Origin of the sequence: Cupriavidus sp. SK-4, assembly GCF_000611125.1 — a bacterium.
Lineage (GTDB): Bacteria > Pseudomonadota > Gammaproteobacteria > Burkholderiales > Burkholderiaceae > Cupriavidus > Cupriavidus necator.
Genome location: NZ_JFJW01000161.1, coordinates 1 through 17,906, shown reverse-complemented (window position 1 = coordinate 17,906; position 17,906 = coordinate 1). Strand labels below are relative to the sequence as shown.

General features: G+C 66.0%; 16 protein-coding genes and 1 pseudogene. 8 read left to right on the top strand and 9 right to left on the bottom strand.

Going from position 1 to position 17,906, the window contains the following annotated elements; translation table 11 throughout:
- Positions 1 to 48 precede the first annotated feature (48 nt).
- A pseudogene (locus CF68_RS39260) lies at positions 49 to 426 on the top strand (transglycosylase domain-containing protein); the annotation flags it as partial.
- A gap of 239 nt (positions 427 to 665) precedes the next feature.
- On the opposite strand, the gene CF68_RS31550 reads toward CF68_RS39260, so the two are convergent.
- Together CF68_RS31550 and CF68_RS31545 are read right to left on the bottom strand one after the other, a co-directional pair.
- A complete protein-coding gene (locus CF68_RS31550) occupies positions 666 to 986 on the bottom strand; it encodes a helix-turn-helix domain-containing protein (protein ID WP_035826790.1) in 321 nt (106 codons plus the stop codon).
- Positions 983 to 1,276 carry a type II toxin-antitoxin system RelE/ParE family toxin gene (locus tag CF68_RS31545; RefSeq protein WP_235205952.1) on the bottom strand — a complete coding sequence of 98 codons (294 nt, stop codon included), beginning with the start codon at positions 1,274 to 1,276 and terminating at the stop codon, positions 983 to 985. Before CF68_RS31545 ends, CF68_RS31550 begins: the two co-directional genes overlap by 4 nt.
- 357 nt (positions 1,277 to 1,633) lie before the next feature.
- Between CF68_RS31545 and pilB the strand changes: the two genes are divergently transcribed.
- The 6 genes from pilB to CF68_RS31515 all read left to right on the top strand — a co-directional run bounded on the left by pilB (position 1,634) and on the right by CF68_RS31515 (position 7,483).
- A complete protein-coding gene (pilB, locus tag CF68_RS31540; protein WP_035826786.1) occupies positions 1,634 to 3,364 on the top strand; it encodes a type IV-A pilus assembly ATPase PilB in 1,731 nt (576 codons plus the stop codon).
- Positions 3,365 to 3,429: 65 nt separating this feature from the next.
- The gene (locus tag CF68_RS31535) at positions 3,430 to 4,701 is read left to right on the top strand and encodes a type II secretion system F family protein (RefSeq protein WP_035826784.1); all 1,272 of its coding nucleotides are present in this window, start codon (positions 3,430 to 3,432) and stop codon (positions 4,699 to 4,701) included.
- Between the two features lie 3 nt (positions 4,702 to 4,704).
- Entirely contained in the window at positions 4,705 to 5,619 is a 915-nt protein-coding gene (locus CF68_RS31530; RefSeq protein ID WP_035826782.1) for an A24 family peptidase, read from the top strand.
- Between the two features lie 63 nt (positions 5,620 to 5,682).
- Positions 5,683 to 6,309, top strand: coding sequence for a dephospho-CoA kinase (coaE, locus tag CF68_RS31525; protein WP_035826779.1), 627 nt, complete (start codon positions 5,683 to 5,685; stop codon positions 6,307 to 6,309).
- 209 nt (positions 6,310 to 6,518) lie between these two features.
- The gene (gene zapD / locus CF68_RS31520) at positions 6,519 to 7,277 is read left to right on the top strand and encodes a cell division protein ZapD (RefSeq protein WP_035826777.1); all 759 of its coding nucleotides are present in this window, start codon (positions 6,519 to 6,521) and stop codon (positions 7,275 to 7,277) included.
- Positions 7,278 to 7,294: 17 nt separating this feature from the next.
- Positions 7,295 to 7,483, top strand: coding sequence for a DNA gyrase inhibitor YacG (locus tag CF68_RS31515; protein WP_035826775.1), 189 nt, complete (start codon positions 7,295 to 7,297; stop codon positions 7,481 to 7,483).
- A 30-nt stretch (positions 7,484 to 7,513) separates the two neighbouring features.
- Here CF68_RS31515 and CF68_RS31510 read toward each other — a convergent pair whose 3' ends face one another.
- The 5 genes from CF68_RS31510 to secA form a co-directional block, all read right to left on the bottom strand.
- Positions 7,514 to 9,553 (bottom strand): OPT family oligopeptide transporter, encoded by a 2,040-nt coding sequence (locus CF68_RS31510; RefSeq protein WP_035826773.1) that lies wholly within the window; start codon positions 9,551 to 9,553, stop codon positions 7,514 to 7,516.
- Between the two features lie 94 nt (positions 9,554 to 9,647).
- Positions 9,648 to 10,094 carry an NUDIX domain-containing protein gene (locus CF68_RS31505; RefSeq protein ID WP_035826770.1) on the bottom strand — a complete coding sequence of 149 codons (447 nt, stop codon included), beginning with the start codon at positions 10,092 to 10,094 and terminating at the stop codon, positions 9,648 to 9,650.
- On the bottom strand, positions 10,091 to 10,996 hold the full coding sequence (locus CF68_RS31500; protein ID WP_035826768.1) for an ATP-binding protein: 906 nt from the start codon (positions 10,994 to 10,996) through the stop codon (positions 10,091 to 10,093). Before CF68_RS31500 ends, CF68_RS31505 begins: the two co-directional genes overlap by 4 nt.
- Positions 10,997 to 11,086: 90 nt before the next feature.
- On the bottom strand, positions 11,087 to 12,313 hold the full coding sequence (gene argJ, locus CF68_RS31495) for a bifunctional glutamate N-acetyltransferase/amino-acid acetyltransferase ArgJ (RefSeq protein ID WP_035826766.1): 1,227 nt from the start codon (positions 12,311 to 12,313) through the stop codon (positions 11,087 to 11,089).
- A gap of 163 nt (positions 12,314 to 12,476) precedes the next feature.
- On the bottom strand, positions 12,477 to 15,254 hold the full coding sequence (secA, locus tag CF68_RS31490) for a preprotein translocase subunit SecA (RefSeq protein WP_035826764.1): 2,778 nt from the start codon (positions 15,252 to 15,254) through the stop codon (positions 12,477 to 12,479).
- A 307-nt stretch (positions 15,255 to 15,561) separates the two neighbouring features.
- On the opposite strand from secA, the gene CF68_RS31485 reads away from it, so the two are divergent.
- Positions 15,562 to 16,065, top strand: a complete 504-nt coding sequence (locus CF68_RS31485; protein WP_035826761.1) for a hypothetical protein — start codon at positions 15,562 to 15,564, stop codon at positions 16,063 to 16,065.
- A 65-nt stretch (positions 16,066 to 16,130) separates the two neighbouring features.
- Here CF68_RS31485 and lpxC read toward each other — a convergent pair whose 3' ends face one another.
- Positions 16,131 to 17,048 carry a UDP-3-O-acyl-N-acetylglucosamine deacetylase gene (gene lpxC / locus CF68_RS31480; protein ID WP_035826759.1) on the bottom strand — a complete coding sequence of 306 codons (918 nt, stop codon included), beginning with the start codon at positions 17,046 to 17,048 and terminating at the stop codon, positions 16,131 to 16,133.
- A 153-nt stretch (positions 17,049 to 17,201) separates the two neighbouring features.
- Positions 17,202 to 17,708 carry a peroxiredoxin gene (locus CF68_RS31475; RefSeq protein ID WP_035826756.1) on the bottom strand — a complete coding sequence of 169 codons (507 nt, stop codon included), beginning with the start codon at positions 17,706 to 17,708 and terminating at the stop codon, positions 17,202 to 17,204.
- Between the last annotated feature and the right edge of the window lie 198 nt (positions 17,709 to 17,906).

Sequence of the window (17,906 nt, the reverse complement as noted above, 5' to 3'; positions counted from 1 at the left end):
GCCACCAGGAGTTGTGTGTAATGAGGTGGCCTTAAGGGGCGGCGTCAGGGAGGCAGCACTATCGAACAACAACTTGTCCGAGTTATTAGCGGCGATTATCGCCTAACGCTATCGCGAAAAATTAAAGAGATGGCACTTGCAGTGCGAGTACGCGATCTCTTGAGCAAAGAGAACTTGCTACGCCTATATCTGGAGATCGCATATCTTGGTAACGAGGCGGAAGGCGTGAGGGCACTTACTAAGAGACTTGGATTTGGAGTTAATGGGATCTCGTTTGAGCAGGCTGCACTAGTTGCAGCATGTCTAAAATACCCCATGGCCAAAAATGAGGCAGCTTACGCGGCAACGCGCCGAGCGAGGCGAATCAAATACATTATGACAAGGCTCGATGTCCTGGTGCCCGAGCATCAGACGATGGCAGCTTAGGACAGAATTGCAGCGGCGCTTCCGCCATCTCGAAGCATCGACCTAGATTCCTGTGATAGAGTGTCTGCAACTGTGTCAACCGGACGCAGCGGATTACCTGCGCAATCGCCCGGGAACCCTTGATTTCTCGTTGGTTTCGGGAGGTTCGAATCCTCTCACCCCGACCAGATTTAAAAGGCCGAATCAACGTCAGTTGGTTCGGCCTTTTATCTTTCTGCCCCCACCCGCTCTCCGGCAACTCACCCCTTGATCGCCTTGCGCTGACGCTTGAATGCCTTCAGGTCGGCCGCCGAAAACAGCTGGCTACGCCCCACTTCCGCATGCGGCACCAGCTTGCCGTCGCGCACCAGCCGCCGGAAGGTGGCAATTGAAACTTCGAGGTATTCAGCCGCCTCCGCGGCGGTGAAGTCTGCTTCTGCGAGGTGGCCAAAGACTTCCTCGTGCGAGAAGTTCTCGTCCTTGAAAGCCTGCTCGCCCACCAGCGTGAAGAACTTGACGCGCTCCTGCGCGGGCATCTTGCTGACGGCGTTCATCAGGTCTTCTGCGGTCATGATGGTCATCCCTTTCTCTCTGCCCTCAGATACTGCTTGAGCTCGTCGTAGAAGTTCTCATGCGAGCCCACCTTGTAAAAGTCGATCCACAATAATTCGAGATCCACGCCTGCTGCCCCGGGTCGCGGTGGCCGGTAGGCGATCAGGTATTCCTGCCGGTTGAACCTGAATTTGTGGACCCGGATCCCGGCCAGATCGCCAACCTTGGCGTCCCCAACGCCAGGATCTGCACAAACCACCCCCACCTCATCCTCGATCGCCAGTTGAAGCGGCTGGTGTGCCTTCTTGACGAACTGCACGAAGGGCTTCTTGTAAATTGGCATCATGCCATGTTATACACGCATCTTTGATTCTATATCAGATCAAAAAGGCGTGGCGTCTTCCGATGTGAAAAGGCCAATGGAAACATGGGCGGGGACAGGGATTCCTCTCAAAAGGACACCACCCCCGCGCGCAAGGAAGCTGCCTGAAACGCCGCTTCTTCCCCGCGCAAGTAGGGTTGCGCCCGTGTCGCGCAAACGCCAACACCGCGCCCGCGTCGGCTTTACAAAAAGTGACCCCGGCGGCAAACTGCCCCGATCCGGGGACGTGGGTCCGTCCGCCCCCGCCTGCGTGGCATCCGCCACCGCCTAACCGCACCGCACAGCGCACCTGCCATGACACTCGGTCTTGCCCTGGCCCAGAGCCGGCGTATCGCGCCCGCCCTGCTTGCTCAGCTGGAGCAGGCCGCGCGTGAAAAGCAGTCGCAGCTGATCGATGAGATCGTCGGCAGCGGCACCATGAGCGCGCACGACCTGGCGCTGTTTGCCGCGGACAAGTACCAGCTGCCGCTGCTGGACCTGGCCCAGTACAACCTGACCAAGGTGCCGCCGGCGCTGGCCGGCAACCGTGAATTCCACGCGCACCGGCTGCTGCCGCTGGGCCGGCGCGAGAACCGGCTGGTGCTGGCGATGTCCGACCCGTCCAACCAGGCCGGGCTGGATGCGATCAAGGAAAAGTACAAGCTGCCGGTCGAAGCGGTGGTGGTCGAGCACGACAAGCTGATGAAGCACGTGCGCTCCGCCGGCGAGGCCCTGGGCACGCTGAAGAACATCTCGCCGGTGCAGGCCGAGCGCAAGATGATCGAATACGATCCGGTGGCCGCGGCCGGCAACCAGCGCAACCGCACCACCGCCGACAATATCGACGACGCCCCGGTGGTGCGCTTCCTGCAGAAGCTGCTGACCGAGGCCTTCCATCGCGGCGCGTCCGACCTGCACTTCGAGCCGTTCGAGACTTTCTACCGCATCCGCTTCCGCGTGGACGGGGTGCTGCAGGAGGTTGCACGCCCGCCGCTGGATATCCGCGACAAGATCGCCACCCGCATCAAGGTGCTGTCGCGCCTGGATATTTCTGAAAAGCGCGTGCCGCAGGACGGCCGCATGAAGCTGCTGATTGCCCTGCCCAAGGACAAGGACGCCAAGGAGACGGTCGAGCGGGCAGTGGATTTCCGCGTGTCGACGCTGCCGACGCTGTTCGGCGAGAAGATCGTGATGCGGATCCTGGAATCTTCGTCCGACAAGCTCGACATCGACGAGCTCGGCTATGAGCCCGAGCAGAAGGCGCTGCTGCTGGACGTGATCAAGCGCCCCTACGGCATGGTGCTGGTGACCGGCCCCACCGGCAGCGGCAAGACGGTGTCGCTGTACACCTTCCTGAACCTGCTGAACCAGGGCGACATCAATATCTCCACCGCGGAAGACCCGGCCGAAATCCAGCTGCCCGGCATCAACCAGGTCAACGTCAACGACAAGGCGGGCCTGACCTTTGCCGCGGCCCTGCGTTCGTTCCTGCGGCAGGATCCGGACATCATCATGGTCGGCGAAATCCGCGACCTGGAAACCGCCGACATCTCGATCAAGGCCGCGCAGACCGGCCACCTGGTGTTGTCGACGCTGCACACCAACGATGCGCCGACCACGCTGACGCGGTTGATGAACATGGGCGTGGCGGCCTTCAATATTGCCTCGAGCGTGCTGATGATCACCGCGCAGCGGCTGGCGCGGCGGCTGTGCACCTGCAAGCGCGAGGGCGAGGGCGAGATCCCGCGCGAGGCGCTGCTGGAGGCGGGCTTCCGCGAGCAAGACCTGGACGGCAGCTGGCAGCCCTACCACCCGGTCGGCTGCGAGCGCTGCAACGGCACCGGCTACAAGGGCCGCTGCGGCATCTACCAGGTCATGCCGATCACCGAGGCCATGCAGGAGATCATCCTGGCGCATGGCACGGCACTGCAGATCGCCGAGCAGGCGCGCAAGGACGGCGTGCTATCGTTGCGCGAAGCGGGGCTGCTGAAGGTGAAGCAGGGCGTCACGTCACTCGAAGAAGTGCTGGCGACAACAAACACTTAGGGAAGCAGGACACAACGTAAATACAAGACGCAAAACAAGCGTCATTTACATCGGGGGTCAATATCATGGCGACGCGTGCACCAGCGGCGGGCGCCCGGACGGCGGCACCGTCACGGGCGAAATCAGGGAAGGGGCGCAAGGCACCCACCCAGTACATCTTTGAGTGGGAAGGCAAGGACCGCAAGGGCAAGACCTTCACCGGCGAACTGCGCGCCGAGAACCAGGCCGAGGTCACCGCCACGCTGCGCAAGCAGGGCCTGACCATCGTCAAGCTGAAGAAGCGCAAGGCCGCGCGCGGGCGCAAGATCACCGAGAAGGACATCGCCTACTTCACCCGGCAGCTGTCGACCATGCTCAAGGCCGGCATTCCGCTGCTGCAGTCGATCGACATCATCGCGCGCGGGCACGTGAACCCCAACTTCACCCAGCTACTGTCCGACATCCGCTTCGACATCGAGGCCGGCAGCAGCATGGCCGCGGCATTCCGGCGCCATCCGAAGTACTTCGATACGCTGTACTGCAACCTGATCGATGCCGGCGAACAGGGCGGTATCCTGGATTCGCTGCTGGAGCGCCTGTCGCTCTACATGGAAAAGACCATCGCGCTGAAGGGCCAGATCAAGTCGGCGATGATCTACCCGATCGCGGTGCTGACGGTGGCCTTTGCCGTGACCGTGATCCTGATGCTGTTCGTGATCCCGGCGTTCAAGGGCGTGTTCTCCAGCTTCGGCGCCAACCTGCCGGCGCCGACGCTGATGGTGATCGCCATCTCGGACTTCTTTGTCCAGTACTGGTACCTGGTGATCGGGGTGCCGGTGGCCGGCATCTCCTTCTACCTGCGCGCGCTGAAGAAATCGGAGAAAGTGCAGCGCGTCACCGACCGCGCACTGCTGAAGCTGCCGATCTTCGGCAGCCTGTTCCGCAAGGCCGTGATCGCGCGCTGGACCCGCACGCTGGCCACCATGTTCGCCGCCGGCACGCCGCTGGTGGAGTCGATGGAGTCCGTGGCCGGCGCGGCCGGCAACTGGGTCTACTACGATGCCACGCGCGAGATAGAGCAATCGGTGCGCATCGGCACCAGCCTGACCAACGCGATGCAGGCCACCCATGTGTTCGACAACATGGTGCTGCAGATGACGCAGATCGGTGAGGAGTCCGGCGCGCTGGACAACATGCTGCTGAAGGTGGCCGAATTCTACGAGCGCGAGGTCGACGATGCCGTGGCCGCGATCTCCAGCCTGATCGAGCCGCTGATCATCGTGGTGCTGGGTGTGCTGATCGGCGGCATGGTGGTGGCGATGTACCTGCCGATCTTCAAGCTGGGACAGGTGGTGTAAGCGATGTTGTCTGCGTGGTCTGCTTCTCCCTACCTTTCGTCGACCTCCACCGGTGGCGCGCCGCTGGTGGAGGCACTGGCGGCGCTGCCGTCCTCCTTTCTGGTGGCGGCCGCCGCGCTGCTCGGGCTGGTGGTCGGCAGCTTCCTCAACGTGGTCATCCACCGGATGCCGCGCATGATGGAGCGCGACGAGGCCAACTATATCGCCGAGCTGCGCGGCGACCCGCTGCCCTACCCCGGCCGCTACAACCTGATGGTGCCGCGCTCGGCCTGCCCGCATTGCGGCCACGCGATTGCGCCGTGGGAGAACGTGCCGGTGCTGAGCTACCTGTTCCTGCGCGGGCGCTGCTCGGCGTGCCAGGCGCCGATCAGTGTGCGCTATCCGCTGGTCGAGCTGGCCTGTGGCGTGCTGAGCGCGCTGGCGGCGTGGCGCTTCGGCCCCGGCGGACAGGCCCTGGCCGCGCTGGTGCTGGTGTGGGCGCTGCTGGCGCTGACCATGATCGATGCCGATACGCAACTGCTGCCGGACCAGATCACCCTGCCGCTGCTGTGGCTGGGCCTGCTGCTGAACCTGGGCGGCGTGTTCGTGGCGCTGCCCGACGCCGTGATCGGCGCGGCTGCCGGCTACCTGGTGCTGTGGACGGCCTACTGGCTGTTCCGGCTGGTGCGCGGCAAGGAGGGCATGGGCTTTGGCGACTTCAAGCTGATGGCGGCACTGGGCGCCTGGTTCGGCTGGCAGGCGCTGCCGGCGCTGGTGCTGCTGTCGTCGGTGGTCGGCGTGCTGTTCGGGCTGGCCAATATTGCGCTGCGCCGCCAGGAACGCGACACGCCCTTCCCGTTCGGGCCCTTCATCGCGCTGGCCGGCGTGGTGGTGCTGCTGTTCGGCCCCGGCGTGCTGCCGCTGTTTGGATGGCCATGACGGTGTCCGACGATAACCGCTGAAGCTGGTATCGTTGCGGCAACATCGTCAACAGAGCCTCACATGCTGGAAATCGGACTGACCGGCGGCATCGGCAGCGGCAAGACCCGCGTGGCCGACATGTTTGCCGCGCGCGGTGCCGCGATCATCGACACCGACCTGCTCGCGCACGAGATCACCGCCCCGGGCGGGCGCGCCATCCCGGCGCTGGTCGAGGCCTTCGGCCCGGCCTGCCTGCGCCCCGACGGCGCCATGGACCGCGACGCGATGCGCGCACTGGTGTTTGCCGACCCCGCAGCCAAGGCGCGGCTTGAAGCCATCACCCACCCGCTGATCCGTGCGCTGACCACCGAGCGCGCCCACGCGATCCGCGATGCCGGTGAGCATCCCTATCTGATCTACGTGGTGCCGCTGCTGGTGGAATCGGGCTCATGGCGCGAGCGCGTGGGCCGCGTGCTGGTGGTGGACTGCACCGAGGCCACCCAGGTGGCGCGTGTGATGGCGCGCAACGGCTTCAGCCGCGAGCAGGTGCAGGCCATCATGGCCAGACAGGCCACCCGCGCCGCGCGCCTGGCATGTGCCGACGACGTCATCGACAACGACGGCCCGGTGGAGGCGCTGGTGGACCAGGTCGACCGGCTCGACCGCTACTATCGTGAACTGTCGGCGGCGGCCAGGGTCCATCCATAACGCGCAACCCGGCGCGCCAGCGCATGGCATCATGCACGCGACATTGTCCTCGGCCCTTGTCTCGCATAGAATGCGCTGGAATATGCGGGGAAATCACCGCATACTGCCGGCAACCGCCCGCCATATATCGCCCCTTCCGGCATTTCCCGGGCCTCATTCTGCACCGGGCCGCTCCTGAAAGCGCCCGACGCCCTGCACGGACATTGCACTTGATTCTGTACGAATACCCTTTCAACGAACGCATCAGGACACTCCTGCGCCTGGAGGACCTGTTCGATCGGCTGGAATACTTTCTCGGCCAGGATCATGCCCACCAGCACCATGTCGCGCTGACCACGCTGTTCGAGATCATCGACGTGGCCGGCCGCGCCGACCTCAAGACCGACCTGATCAAGGAACTGGAACGCCAGCGCCAGGCACTGGCACCGCTGCGCGCCAGCCCGCAGATCGACCAGGAGGCGCTGGACGCCATCATCGGCGAGATCGAGCAAGGCATCGCCATGCTCAACCAGACCGTGGGCAAAGCCGGCCAGCTGCTCGCCGACAACGAGTGGCTGACCAGCATCCGCAGCCGCGCGATCATCCCCGGCGGCACCTGCGAGTTCGACCTGCCGGCCTACTATGCCTGGCAGCACCGCCCCGCCGAAGACCGCCGCGCCGATATCCTGAAGTGGGTACGTCCGCTGCTGTCGCTGCGCATGGGCACCACCATCGTGCTGCGCCTGCTGCGCGAAGCCGGCCAGAGCGGCAAGGTGATCGCCACCGGCGGCAGCTACCAGCAGATGCTGTCCGGACGCAGCTACCAGCTGATGCAGGTCTACCTGGATGATTCGCTGCTGGCCTTCATCCCCGAGATGAGCGCCAACAAGTACATGCTGTGGGTGCGCTTCACGCAGCAGGACGGCGACCTGCGTCCGCGCTCGGTCGATGCGGATATCCCGTTCCTGCTGAAACTCTGCAATTTCTGAAGCCTGCGCTGAACGCTATGCCTGCTGTCGTCAAATGCCCCACCTGCGGCACCGAGGTGGCCTGGGTGCCCGACAACAAATTCCGCCCCTTCTGTTCCGAGCGCTGCAAGCAGATCGATCTCGGCGCCTGGGCGTCCGAGAAATACGTGATCGGCGGCAAGCCGGGCGAGACCGCCGCCGACCAGCCTGAAGACGAGGACGACTGAAGCGCCCTCGCCTTCAGCGTCCGCGGTGGTTCAGTGCGCCGCCGCCAGCACGCGGCGGTAGAAGCCCACGCACACCAGTGCGAACACCGCCAGGCCCAGCCACTGCGCGGTCGCTTCAAACCCGGCCCCGACCAGCGCCAGCGGCGCATCCTTGCCCGACAGGCCGATCACCGCGGCCAGCATCACGCCGACCAGGCTTTCCCCCACGATCAGGCCCGAGGCCAGCAACGTGCCGCGCCGCTCGGCATGTTCCAGCGCCAGCTTGACGTCGTCCCCGCGCGCGGTGGCGCGGCGGCGTTCGCTGCGCAGCAGGAGCCACGACAGCACCGCGCCGACCACCAGCGCCGAACTGATGGTCGGCGGCAGGTAGATGCCGATGCCCACTGCCAGCACCGGCAGCCGCGCCGGGCCGCGGCGGCGGCGCAGCACCTCGTCGATGGCGATCAGCACCACGCCCAGCCCGATGCCGATCAGGATCATGGTCCAGTTGAGCTGGTGGGTGAAGATGCCGGTGGCGATCGCGGTCATCAGCGTCGCCTGCGGCGCGGCCAGCGCCTGGTTGGGGTCCATGCCCGCACGCGGCAGCGCGCCGGCGAAGCCATAGGCGCTGTAGAGCAGTTCCAGCACCGGCGGGATCACGGCGGCGCCGACCACGCAGCCGATCAGCAGCGCCACCTGCTGGCGCCACGGGGTGGCGCCGACCAGCCAGCCGGTCTTCAGGTCCTGCAGGTTGTCATTGGCGATGGACGCGACCGCCACCACTGCCGAGGTGGTGAAGATCGCCAGCGCTATCGCGAACTTGCTGCCCTCGGGCGTTGCCAGCAGCCCGTCGGCCTTGCCCGCCAGCAGGATCAGCAGCGACACCAGGATCACCGCAATGATGCCGATGCCCGAGATCGGGCTGGCCGACGAGCCCACCAGCCCCGCCATATAACCGCACGCCGCCGCCACCAGGAAGCCGAAGATAAACGCGAACACCACCGCGTAGATCACCAGGCGCCAGCGTGCGCCGCCATCGAGCGGCGCCGGCGCGAGGAACCAGGCGAACACCGTCACCAGCACCGCCAGCAGCCCCAGCATCACCAGCCCGATCCATTTGGCCGGCATGTCCTGCTGCGTGCGCGGCATCTTGCCCTGCCCCGCCGGCCCGCCCTGCAGCGCACCGAACGAGGCGCGGATGCCGTACAGCATCGGCCCGGCCAGCGACAGCAGCGTCCAGATCGCGGCGATGCCGATGGTGCCGGCACCGATAAAGCGCGCCTGCTGGCTCCACACCATGGTGCCGAAGGCCGACAGCGTGGCGCCGTCCGGGCGCGGCGTGATGGCGGTCAGCCACGGCACCGCGACGCCCCAGGTCAGCACCAGCCCGAGCAGCATGGCCAGCCCGCCGACGATGCCGACCAGGTAGCCCGCGCCCACCAGCGCCAGCGAGAAGCCCATCGACAGCCGCACCACCGAGGCCCCGGCCGACAGCCAGAAGTTGGCGCCCTCGGCCAGCAGGCGCAGCCCGCCGGCGGCAAAGCTGAACAGCCCCGCCACCAGGCCGCCGGCCATCAGGTCGGCCAGGCCGGTCGCCTGGGGCTTCTGGCCCGGCGCGGCCTGGTCCGGCGCGGCGCTGCCCACGCGCAGGATTTCCGCCGCGGCCACGCCCTCCGGGTAGGGCAGCTCGCTCTGCACCACCATCGCGTGGCGCAGCGGGATGCTGAACACCACGCCCAGCATGCCGCCCGCCGCGCAGATCGCCAGCGTCTGCCAGAACGGGAAGCCCTGCCAGTGGCCCAGCATCACCAGGCCCGGCAGGATAAAGATGATCGACGACAGGGTGCCCGCGGCCGAGGCCTGCGTCTGCACCATGTTGTTTTCCAGGATGTTGGCGCCGGCGAAGAGCCGCAGCACGGCCATCGAGATCACGGCCGCCGGGATCGCCGACGAGAAGGTCAGGCCGACCTTCAGGCCCAGGTAGATGTTCGAGGCGGTGAACGCAACCGTGATCAACGCACCGAGGATGATGCCGCGCAGGGTCAGTTCGGGCAGGGAAACGTCGTCGGCGATACGATCGACACGTAGCATGCAGGTTCCTTTCCTGTGGATCAGGGCCTGGTCAGGCCCTGGCGGCGCACAAGCGGGCGCCGCGGCCGCTTGCCCGACAGCGGGAATGGCAGGGTCAGCCGTTGCCCGATTCCTCGGCCAGCCACTCCACCACGGGAATGGTGGCCGGCAGCAGCGGCCCCACCGTCACCGGCGTGCGCTGCCACGAGAAGGCCTGGCCTTCGCGGCCGACGGGGTCGCCCCGCCAGTCGGTGACTTTGCAGAAATACAGCCGCACATAGGCGTGCGGGTAGTCATGTTCCAGGATGTGCCAACGCTCGCATTGCGTGACATCAAGACCCAGCTCTTCATGCAGCTCGCGGGCGAGTGCCGCCTCTACCGACTCGCCCGGCTCCAGCTTGCCGCCGGGGAATTCCCAGTAGCCCTCGTAGGGCTTGCCGGCCGGGCGCTGCGCCAGCAGGAAGCGTCCGTCGGGCTGCACCAGCACGCCGACCGCCACCTCGGTGACCTTGCGCGGAGGATTGCCGGCCGTGTCTGCGGTGCTTTGCATGGACGCGCTCATGCCTTGGCGTCGCCGTCCACGTCGGCGATATAAGGCTTGCCATGCTTGCCGCCCCAGTCGCGCGCAAACTGCCAGGCCACGCGGCCCGAGCGCGAGCCGCGCTCCAGCGCCCACACCAGCGCGTCACCGCGTGCCGCGGCGATGTCCTCTTCGGTGCAGCCGAAGTGCCTGAGCCAGTGGCCGACGATGGCCAGGTATTCGTCCTGCTTGGGCGGGTAGAACGACAGCCACAGCCCGAAGCGCTCGGACAGCGAGATCTTCTCTTCCACCACTTCGCCGGGATGGATCTCGCCGTCGTCGGTGTGGCGGTAGGTCTCGTTGTCCTTCATGTACTCCGGCAGCAGGTGCCGGCGGTTGGAGGTGGCGTAGATCAGCACGTTGTCCGACTGCGCCGCCACCGAGCCGTCCAGCGCCGACTTGAGCGACTTGTAGCCCGACTCGCCCTCTTCGAACGACAAGTCGTCGCAGAAAATCACGAAGCGCTCGGGGCGCTGCGCAACCAGCTCGACGATATCGCCGAGGTCGCCCAGGTCATCCTTGTCCACCTCAACCAGCCGCAGCCCATCCCTGACGAAGGCATTGAGGCAGGCCTTGATCAGCGACGACTTGCCGGTGCCGCGCGCGCCGGTCAGCAGCACGTTGTTGGCCGGCAGCTTGCCCACGAACTGGCGTGTGTTGGCGACGATGGCATCCTTCTGGCGCTCGATGTTCTTCAGGTCGTCCAGGTGGATCGGCGGCAGCTGGCGCACCGGCTGCAGGTAGCCGATATTGCCGAACAGGCTCTGCCGCTTGCGCCAGCGGAACGCCACGGCCTCCTGCCAGTCGGCGTCGCTCAGTTGCGGCGGCAGCCATTGTTCGAGTCGGGCGAGGAAGTTGTCGAGGCGGGCGGCAAGGTCAGACATGGCAGGGGCGATGGCAGTAGAGGGTTGGCTTGTGCCAATGGTTTTGGCTCCCTCTCCCCTCAGCGGGAGAGGGGAGCAAACCAGCGATGCTTAAGAACGGTAGTCGGCGTTGATCGACACGTAGTCGTGCGACAGGTCGCAGGTCCAGACCGTCGCTTCGGCCTTGCCGCGGCCGAGCGCGATGCGCACGGTGATCTCGGCCTGCTTCATCACGCGCTGGCCGTCTTCTTCGCGGTAGTCGGGGTTGCGGCCGCCGTCGCGGGCCACCCAGACATCGTCCAGCCACAGGTTGACGCGGCCGACGTCGAGGTCGTTCACGCCGGCGTAGCCGACCGCGGCCAGGATGCGGCCCAGGTTGGGGTCCGATGCATAGAACGCGGTCTTGACCAGCGGCGAGTGGGCCACGGCATAGGCGATCTGGCGGCACTCGGCCACGTCCTTGCCGCCTTCGACGCGGATGGTCATCAGCTTGGTGGCGCCCTCGCCGTCGCGCACGATCATCTGCGCCAGTTCCTGCGCCAGCGCGGTCACCGCGTCGCGCAGCGCCTCGAAGGCCGGGCCTTCGGCGCGCTCGACCACGGCGCCGGACTTGCCCGTCGCGATCAGCACGAACGAGTCGTTGGTCGAGGTATCGCCGTCGATGGTGATGCTGTTGAACGAATGGTCGGCAGCGTAGGAGACCAGCGCCTGCAGCACCGGCTGGGCCACGGCGGCGTCCATGGCGATAAAGCCAAGCATGGTCGCCATGTTCGGGCGGATCATGCCGGCGCCCTTGCTGATGCCCGACAGCGTCACGGTCTTGCCGTCGATCTGCACCGAGCGCGACGCGGCCTTGGGCTGCGTGTCGGTGGTCATGATGGCTTCGGCGGCGGCCAGCCAGTTGTCCGGCTTCGCGTTGGCGATGGCGGCGGGCAGGCCGGACACCAGGCGATCCACCGGCAGCGGCTCCAGGATCACGCCGGTCGAGAACGGCAGCACCTGCTCGGCGGCGATGCCCAGTTGCGCGGCCAGCGCATCGCAGCTGGCGCGGGCATTGGCCAGGCCCGGCTCGCCGGTGCCGGCATTGGCATTGCCGGTGTTGACCACCAGCGCGCGGATGCCCTTGCCAGCGGCCAGGTGCTCGCGGCAGACCTGCACCGGCGCGGCGCAGAAGCGGTTGCTGGTGAAGACGCCGGCCACGGTGCTGCCTTCGGCCACGCGCACCACCAGCACGTCCTTGCGGTTGGCCTTGCGGATGCCCGCCTCGGCCCAGCCCAGCTCCACGCCGGCGACGGATTTCAGGTTCTCTGCCTGGGGCAGCGGAAGATTGACGGGCATGTGGACTCCTCTTTCCTGCTTGCGTTATCTGCTTGCGGCTTCTGCTCGCAACTTGCTTGTCATCAGACGAACATGCCCGCGGAGGGCGGGCATGTCGTTTCCTTGCGCGTCACTCCCCACACAGCGGGAACGACGTCATGCCGGGTACCCGGCCGGGCTCAGTTCAGCTGAGTCTGCCGTGGCACTGCTTGAACTTCTTGCCGGAGCCGCACGGGCACGGGTCGTTGCGGCCGACCTTGGGCATGCCCGCCAGCGCCAGCTCGGCGGCGGCCATGGCCGCACCGGTGCGCGGCGACGGCGCTTCCTCGACCGGCTCGCGCCCTTCGGCGAACTCGTCGTGCTTGTACTGGATGTTCTCCAGGTGCGACAGGCCCTCTTCGATCTCTTCCGAAGCCTGCTCCAGCTCTTCCGGCGACTGGATCTGCACGTTGAAGGTCACGCGCGTGACTTCGTTCTTGATCAGGTCCAGCAGGCGCGCGAACAGCTCGAACGACTCGCGCTTGTATTCCTGCTTGGGATCCTTCTGCGCATAGCCGCGCAGGTGGATGCCCTGGCGCAGGTGGTCCAGCGCGGCCAGGTGCTCGCGCCAGTGCGTGTCGATGCTCTGCAGCATGACCGAGCGCTCGAAGCCGGCGAACGACTCGCGGCCGACCATCGCGACCTTGCTGTCGTAGCGCTCCGCGGCCGCCTTCATGATCAGGTTGAGCAGCTCTTCGTCCTCGATGCTCTGCGCGCCCTCGATGGTCTGCGCCAGCGGCACTTCCAGGCCCCAGTCCTCGCGCAGGCGCGTTTCCAGGCCGGCGATGTTCCACTGCTCTTCCATGGTGTCGGCCGGCACGTGGTCGCGGAACAGCTCAACCAGCACGCTCTCGCGCAGGTTGGTCACCATGTCGCCGACATCCTGGGCTTCCAGCACGTCGTTGCGCAGCTTGTAGATTTCCTTGCGCTGGTCGTTGGCGACATCGTCGTACTGCAGCAGCTGCTTGCGGATGTCGAAGTTGCGGCCTTCGACCTTGCGCTGCGCCGACTCGATCGAGCGCGTGACGATGCCGGCTTCGATCGGCTCGCCCTCGGGCATCTTCAGGCGTTCCATGATGGCGCGCACGCGGTCGCCGGCGAAGATGCGCAGCAGCTGGTCGTCCAGCGACAGGTAGAAGCGCGACGAGCCCGGGTCGCCCTGGCGGCCGGCACGGCCACGCAACTGGTTGTCGATACGGCGCGACTCATGGCGCTCGGTGCCGACGATATGCAGGCCGCCGGCGGTCTTGACCTGCTCGTGCAGCGAATGCCACTCATCCTCGAGCTGCTTGATGCGCGCGGCCTTCTCGGCGTCGGACAGGTTCGGATCCGCCTCGATAAAGCCGGATTGCTTCTCCACATTGCCGCCCAGCACGATGTCGGTACCGCGACCGGCCATGTTGGTGGCAATCGTGATCATCTTGGGGCGGCCGGCCTGGGCCACGATCTCGGCTTCGCGTGCGTGCTGCTTGGCGTTGAGCACCTGGTGCGGCAGTTGTTCGCGATCGAGCAGGCCCGACAGGTATTCCGAGGTCTCGATCGAGGTGGTGCCCACCAGCACCGGCTGGCCACGCTCGTAGCAGTCGCGGATATCGCGCACCACGGCGTCGTAGCGCTCCTTGCCGGTCTTGTAGATCTGGTCCTGCTGGTCTTTGCGCTGGGCCGGGCGGTTGGTCGGGATCACCACCACTTCCAGGCCGTAGATCTCCTGGAACTCATACGCTTCGGTATCAGCCGTGCCGGTCATGCCGGCCAGCTTGTTGTACATGCGGAAGTAGTTCTGGAAGGTGATCGTCGCCAGCGTCTGGTTCTCTTGCTGGACGGTGACGCCTTCCTTGGCCTCCACGGCCTGGTGCAGGCCGTCGGACCAGCGGCGGCCGGTCATCAGGCGGCCGGTGAACTCGTCGACGATCACGACTTCGTCGTTCTGCACCACGTAGTGCTGGTCGCGATGGAACAGGCTGTGCGCGCGCAGGGCGGCGTACAGGTGGTGCATCAGCGTGATGTTCTGCGGCGCGTAGAGCGACTCGCCCTCGCCGATCAGGCCTTGCTGCGACAGGATCTCTTCGGCCTTCTCGTGGCCGGCTTCGGTCAGGTAGACCTGATGGCCCTTCTCGTCGACGTAGTAGTCGCCCGGCTTCTCGACGCCGGTGCCGTCGGCCTTCTCTTCACCGATCTGGCGCTCGAGCAGCTTGGGGATGCCGTTCATGCGCTGGTACAGGTCGGTCTGGTTCTCGGCCTGGCCGGAGATGATCAGCGGGGTGCGGGCCTCGTCGATCAGGATCGAGTCCACCTCATCGACGATGGCGTAGTTGAGCGGGCGCTGCACGCGCTGCGACGGGTCGTAGACCATGTTGTCGCGCAGGTAGTCGAAGCCGAACTCGTTATTGGTGCCGTAGGTGATGTCCGAGTTGTACGCCGCCTGCTTGGCGTCGTGCGGCATCTGCGACAGGTTCACGCCCACCGACAGGCCCAGGAAGTTGTACAGCCGGCCCATCCACTCGGCATCGCGCTGCGCCAGGTAGTCGTTGACGGTGACCACGTGCACGCCCTGGCCGGTGATGGCATTCAGGTACACGGCCAGGGTCGCGGTCAGCGTCTTGCCTTCGCCGGTGCGCATTTCGGCGATCTTGTTGTCGTTCAGCACCATGCCGCCGATCAGCTGCACGTCGAAGTGGCGCATCTTCATGACACGCTTGCTGGCCTCGCGGCAGACGGCGAAGGCCTCGGGCAGCAGCGCCTCGAGCGATTCGCCGCCGGCGTGGCGCTGCCGGAAGGTCTCCGTCATGCCGCGCAGTTCGTCGTCCGAGAGTTGCTCGAACTTCGGCTCCAGCGCATTGATCTGCGCCACCGTGCGGCGATATTGTTTGATCAGCCGCTCATTGCGGCTGCCGAAGACTTTCTTGAGAAGGCCGGTGATCATCGATTGCTTTCACCTGCGCGGAACCGGGTGGCACCCCAGGGATGCGGGCTGCTCCGGCGGCCGGGCGAGGAATGGATAGATTGGCGCAAAACGCCGAGTTTATCATGTGCCGGGGTCACGGCCGGAACGCGCCTGGCCCCGTCCCGCAAGGGCAGGCAAGCCTGCCGAATGTCGATCACGCGTGTGGTCCGCAGGATTGCCCGCGTGATTGCCCGCGCGCCCCATCGGCCACAGTTTGGGGCGGCCGCCGCAGCTTCAATCCACAGTCGGGCAAGGCGGCCCGCGCGCCCCTTGCTAGAATGCATGCATGCGCCGCTTCACCCATCACGCCCTGCAGACCCCCGCCGCCAAGCCGCTCAACGACTGGCTGGCCAAGGCCGGCCCGGTTTCGACGCTGATGCAGACCGCACGCCAGCTGTCGGTGCTTGAGGCCGAGGTGCTGGCACTGCTTCCCGCCGGCATGCGCGACGGCCTGGCCGTGGCCGGCGTCAAGCGTGACGCCACCGACCCGAACGCCCAGGTGCTGCTGTTGCTGGCCGCCCATGGCGCCGCCGCGGCGCGGGTACGCCAGGTGGTGCCGACATTGCTGAACCGGCTGCAGCAGCGCGGCTCGCACATCACCGCGATCCGGGTGCGGGTGCAGCCAGAGGTGTCACGCCACGCGGACTGGGAAGTGGAGCCCGTGCAACGCCAGCGCACCGGCGGCCGCATGACGCCCACGGGACTTGCCAACCTCGACCAGCTGGCGCGCAGCCTGCCGGATTCGCCGCTGCGCGACGCGCTCAATACGCTGCTGGCCCATCACCGCTAGCCCGGTGCCGATCACGAAAAAGCGGACCCTCGGGTCGGCTTTTTTTTTGCGCCAGTTCGCCAGGATCAGGCAAACGCCGGCTGCGCCTGCGGCAGGAACGCGGCCGGGGCTTCCTCGACGCGGTCGAAGGTGACCAGCTCGTAGGCTTCCTGGTCGGCCAGCAGCGCACGCAGCAACTGATTGTTCAGGCCGTGGCCCGACTTGTTGGCCACATAGGCACCGATCAGCGGATGGCCCACCACATACAGGTCGCCGATCGCATCCAGGATCTTGTGGCGCACGAACTCGTCGCCGTAGCGCAGCTCTTCATTGTTGAGCATGCGGTGCTCATCCAGCACAATCGCGTTGTCCAGGCTGCCACCGCGCGCCAGGCCCATCTCGCGCAGGGCTTCCACCTCGTGCGCAAAGCCGAAGGTGCGGGCGCGGGCAATCTCGCGCACGTAGCTGGTGTCGGCAAAGTCGATCGAGAAGGTCTGGCCGGTCTTGTCGACCGCCGGGTGGCGGAAGTCGATGGTGAACGACAGCTTGAAGCCGAAGAACGGCTCCAGCCGCGCCAGCTTGTCGCCCTCGCGTACTTCCACCGGCTTCTTGACGCGGATAAAGGTCTTCAGCGCGTTCTGCTCTTCAATACCGGCCGACTGCAGCAGGAACACGAAGGACGCGGCGCTGCCGTCCATGATCGGGATTTCCTCGGCGTCGACATCGACATAGAGGTTGTCGATGCCCAGGCCCGCGCACGCCGACATCAGGTGCTCGACGGTCGAAACGCGCGCGCCATCCTTCTGCAGCACCGACGCCAGGCGCGTGTCGCCGATAGCCGACGCGGCCACGGGAATCTCGACGGCCTCGGGCAGGTCGACGCGGGTAAAGACGATGCCGGTGTCCGCCGGCGCGGGACGCAGGGTCAACGTGACCTTGCGTCCCGAGTGCAGGCCGATGCCAACGGTCTTCACCAGGGATTTGATCGTGCGCTGTTTGAGCATGACAGCCTCAACTATTATAAAAATCTATCGGGCGGCTTTTTTGATTAAGGGATTTTACCACCACCTCAGGGGCGCTGCAGCCGGGTTTTGTTTCCGGCTGTTAACACTCCCTTAACAAGTTGCGTATTGTCCACGTTTAGCCGGATGACTGTGTCAGCCACGCAACGCCGCCAGCACTGCCTCGGCGCTGCTGACGCGGAATTCGCCCGGTGCCTCGACGTCGAGCCGGGTGACGACGCCGTCGTCGATCACCATCGCGTAGCGCTTGGAGCGCACGCCCATGCCGCGCGCGCCCAGGTCCTGGTCCAGGCCCAGCGCGCGGGTCCACTCGGCGCTGCCGTCGGCCATCATGCGTACCGTGCCGCCCGCCTGCTGCTCACGGCCCCAGGCGCCCATCACGAAGGCGTCGTTGACCGACACGCACCAGACCTCGTCGACGCCGGCCTCGCGCAGCGCCGCGGCGTGCTGCACAAAGCCCGGCACATGCTTGGCCGAGCAGGTCGGCGTGAAAGCGCCGGGCAGGCCGAACACCACGATCTTGCGGCCGCGGACCAGGTCCGCCACCTTGAAGGCATTGGGACCGAGCGCACAGCCGTTGCCTTCGGTTTCAAAGAATTCCTGCAGCGTGGCGTCGGGGACGCGGGAACCGACAGTGATCATGGGTCGTGGTCCTTCTGGGTTTTCTGAAGAATAGTCCGGATGCCGGGGCGCAGACGCCCGCACTCAGGCAGACGGGCAATCTCAAGATCATAGGCGCCTTGCCCGCATTGCCAAAGCCGGGTCACATCCGGTGACATCCGGCGCGGGTCCGATACACCTTGCTACAAAGACGTCCGCGCGGCGCACCTCTTGGGTGCG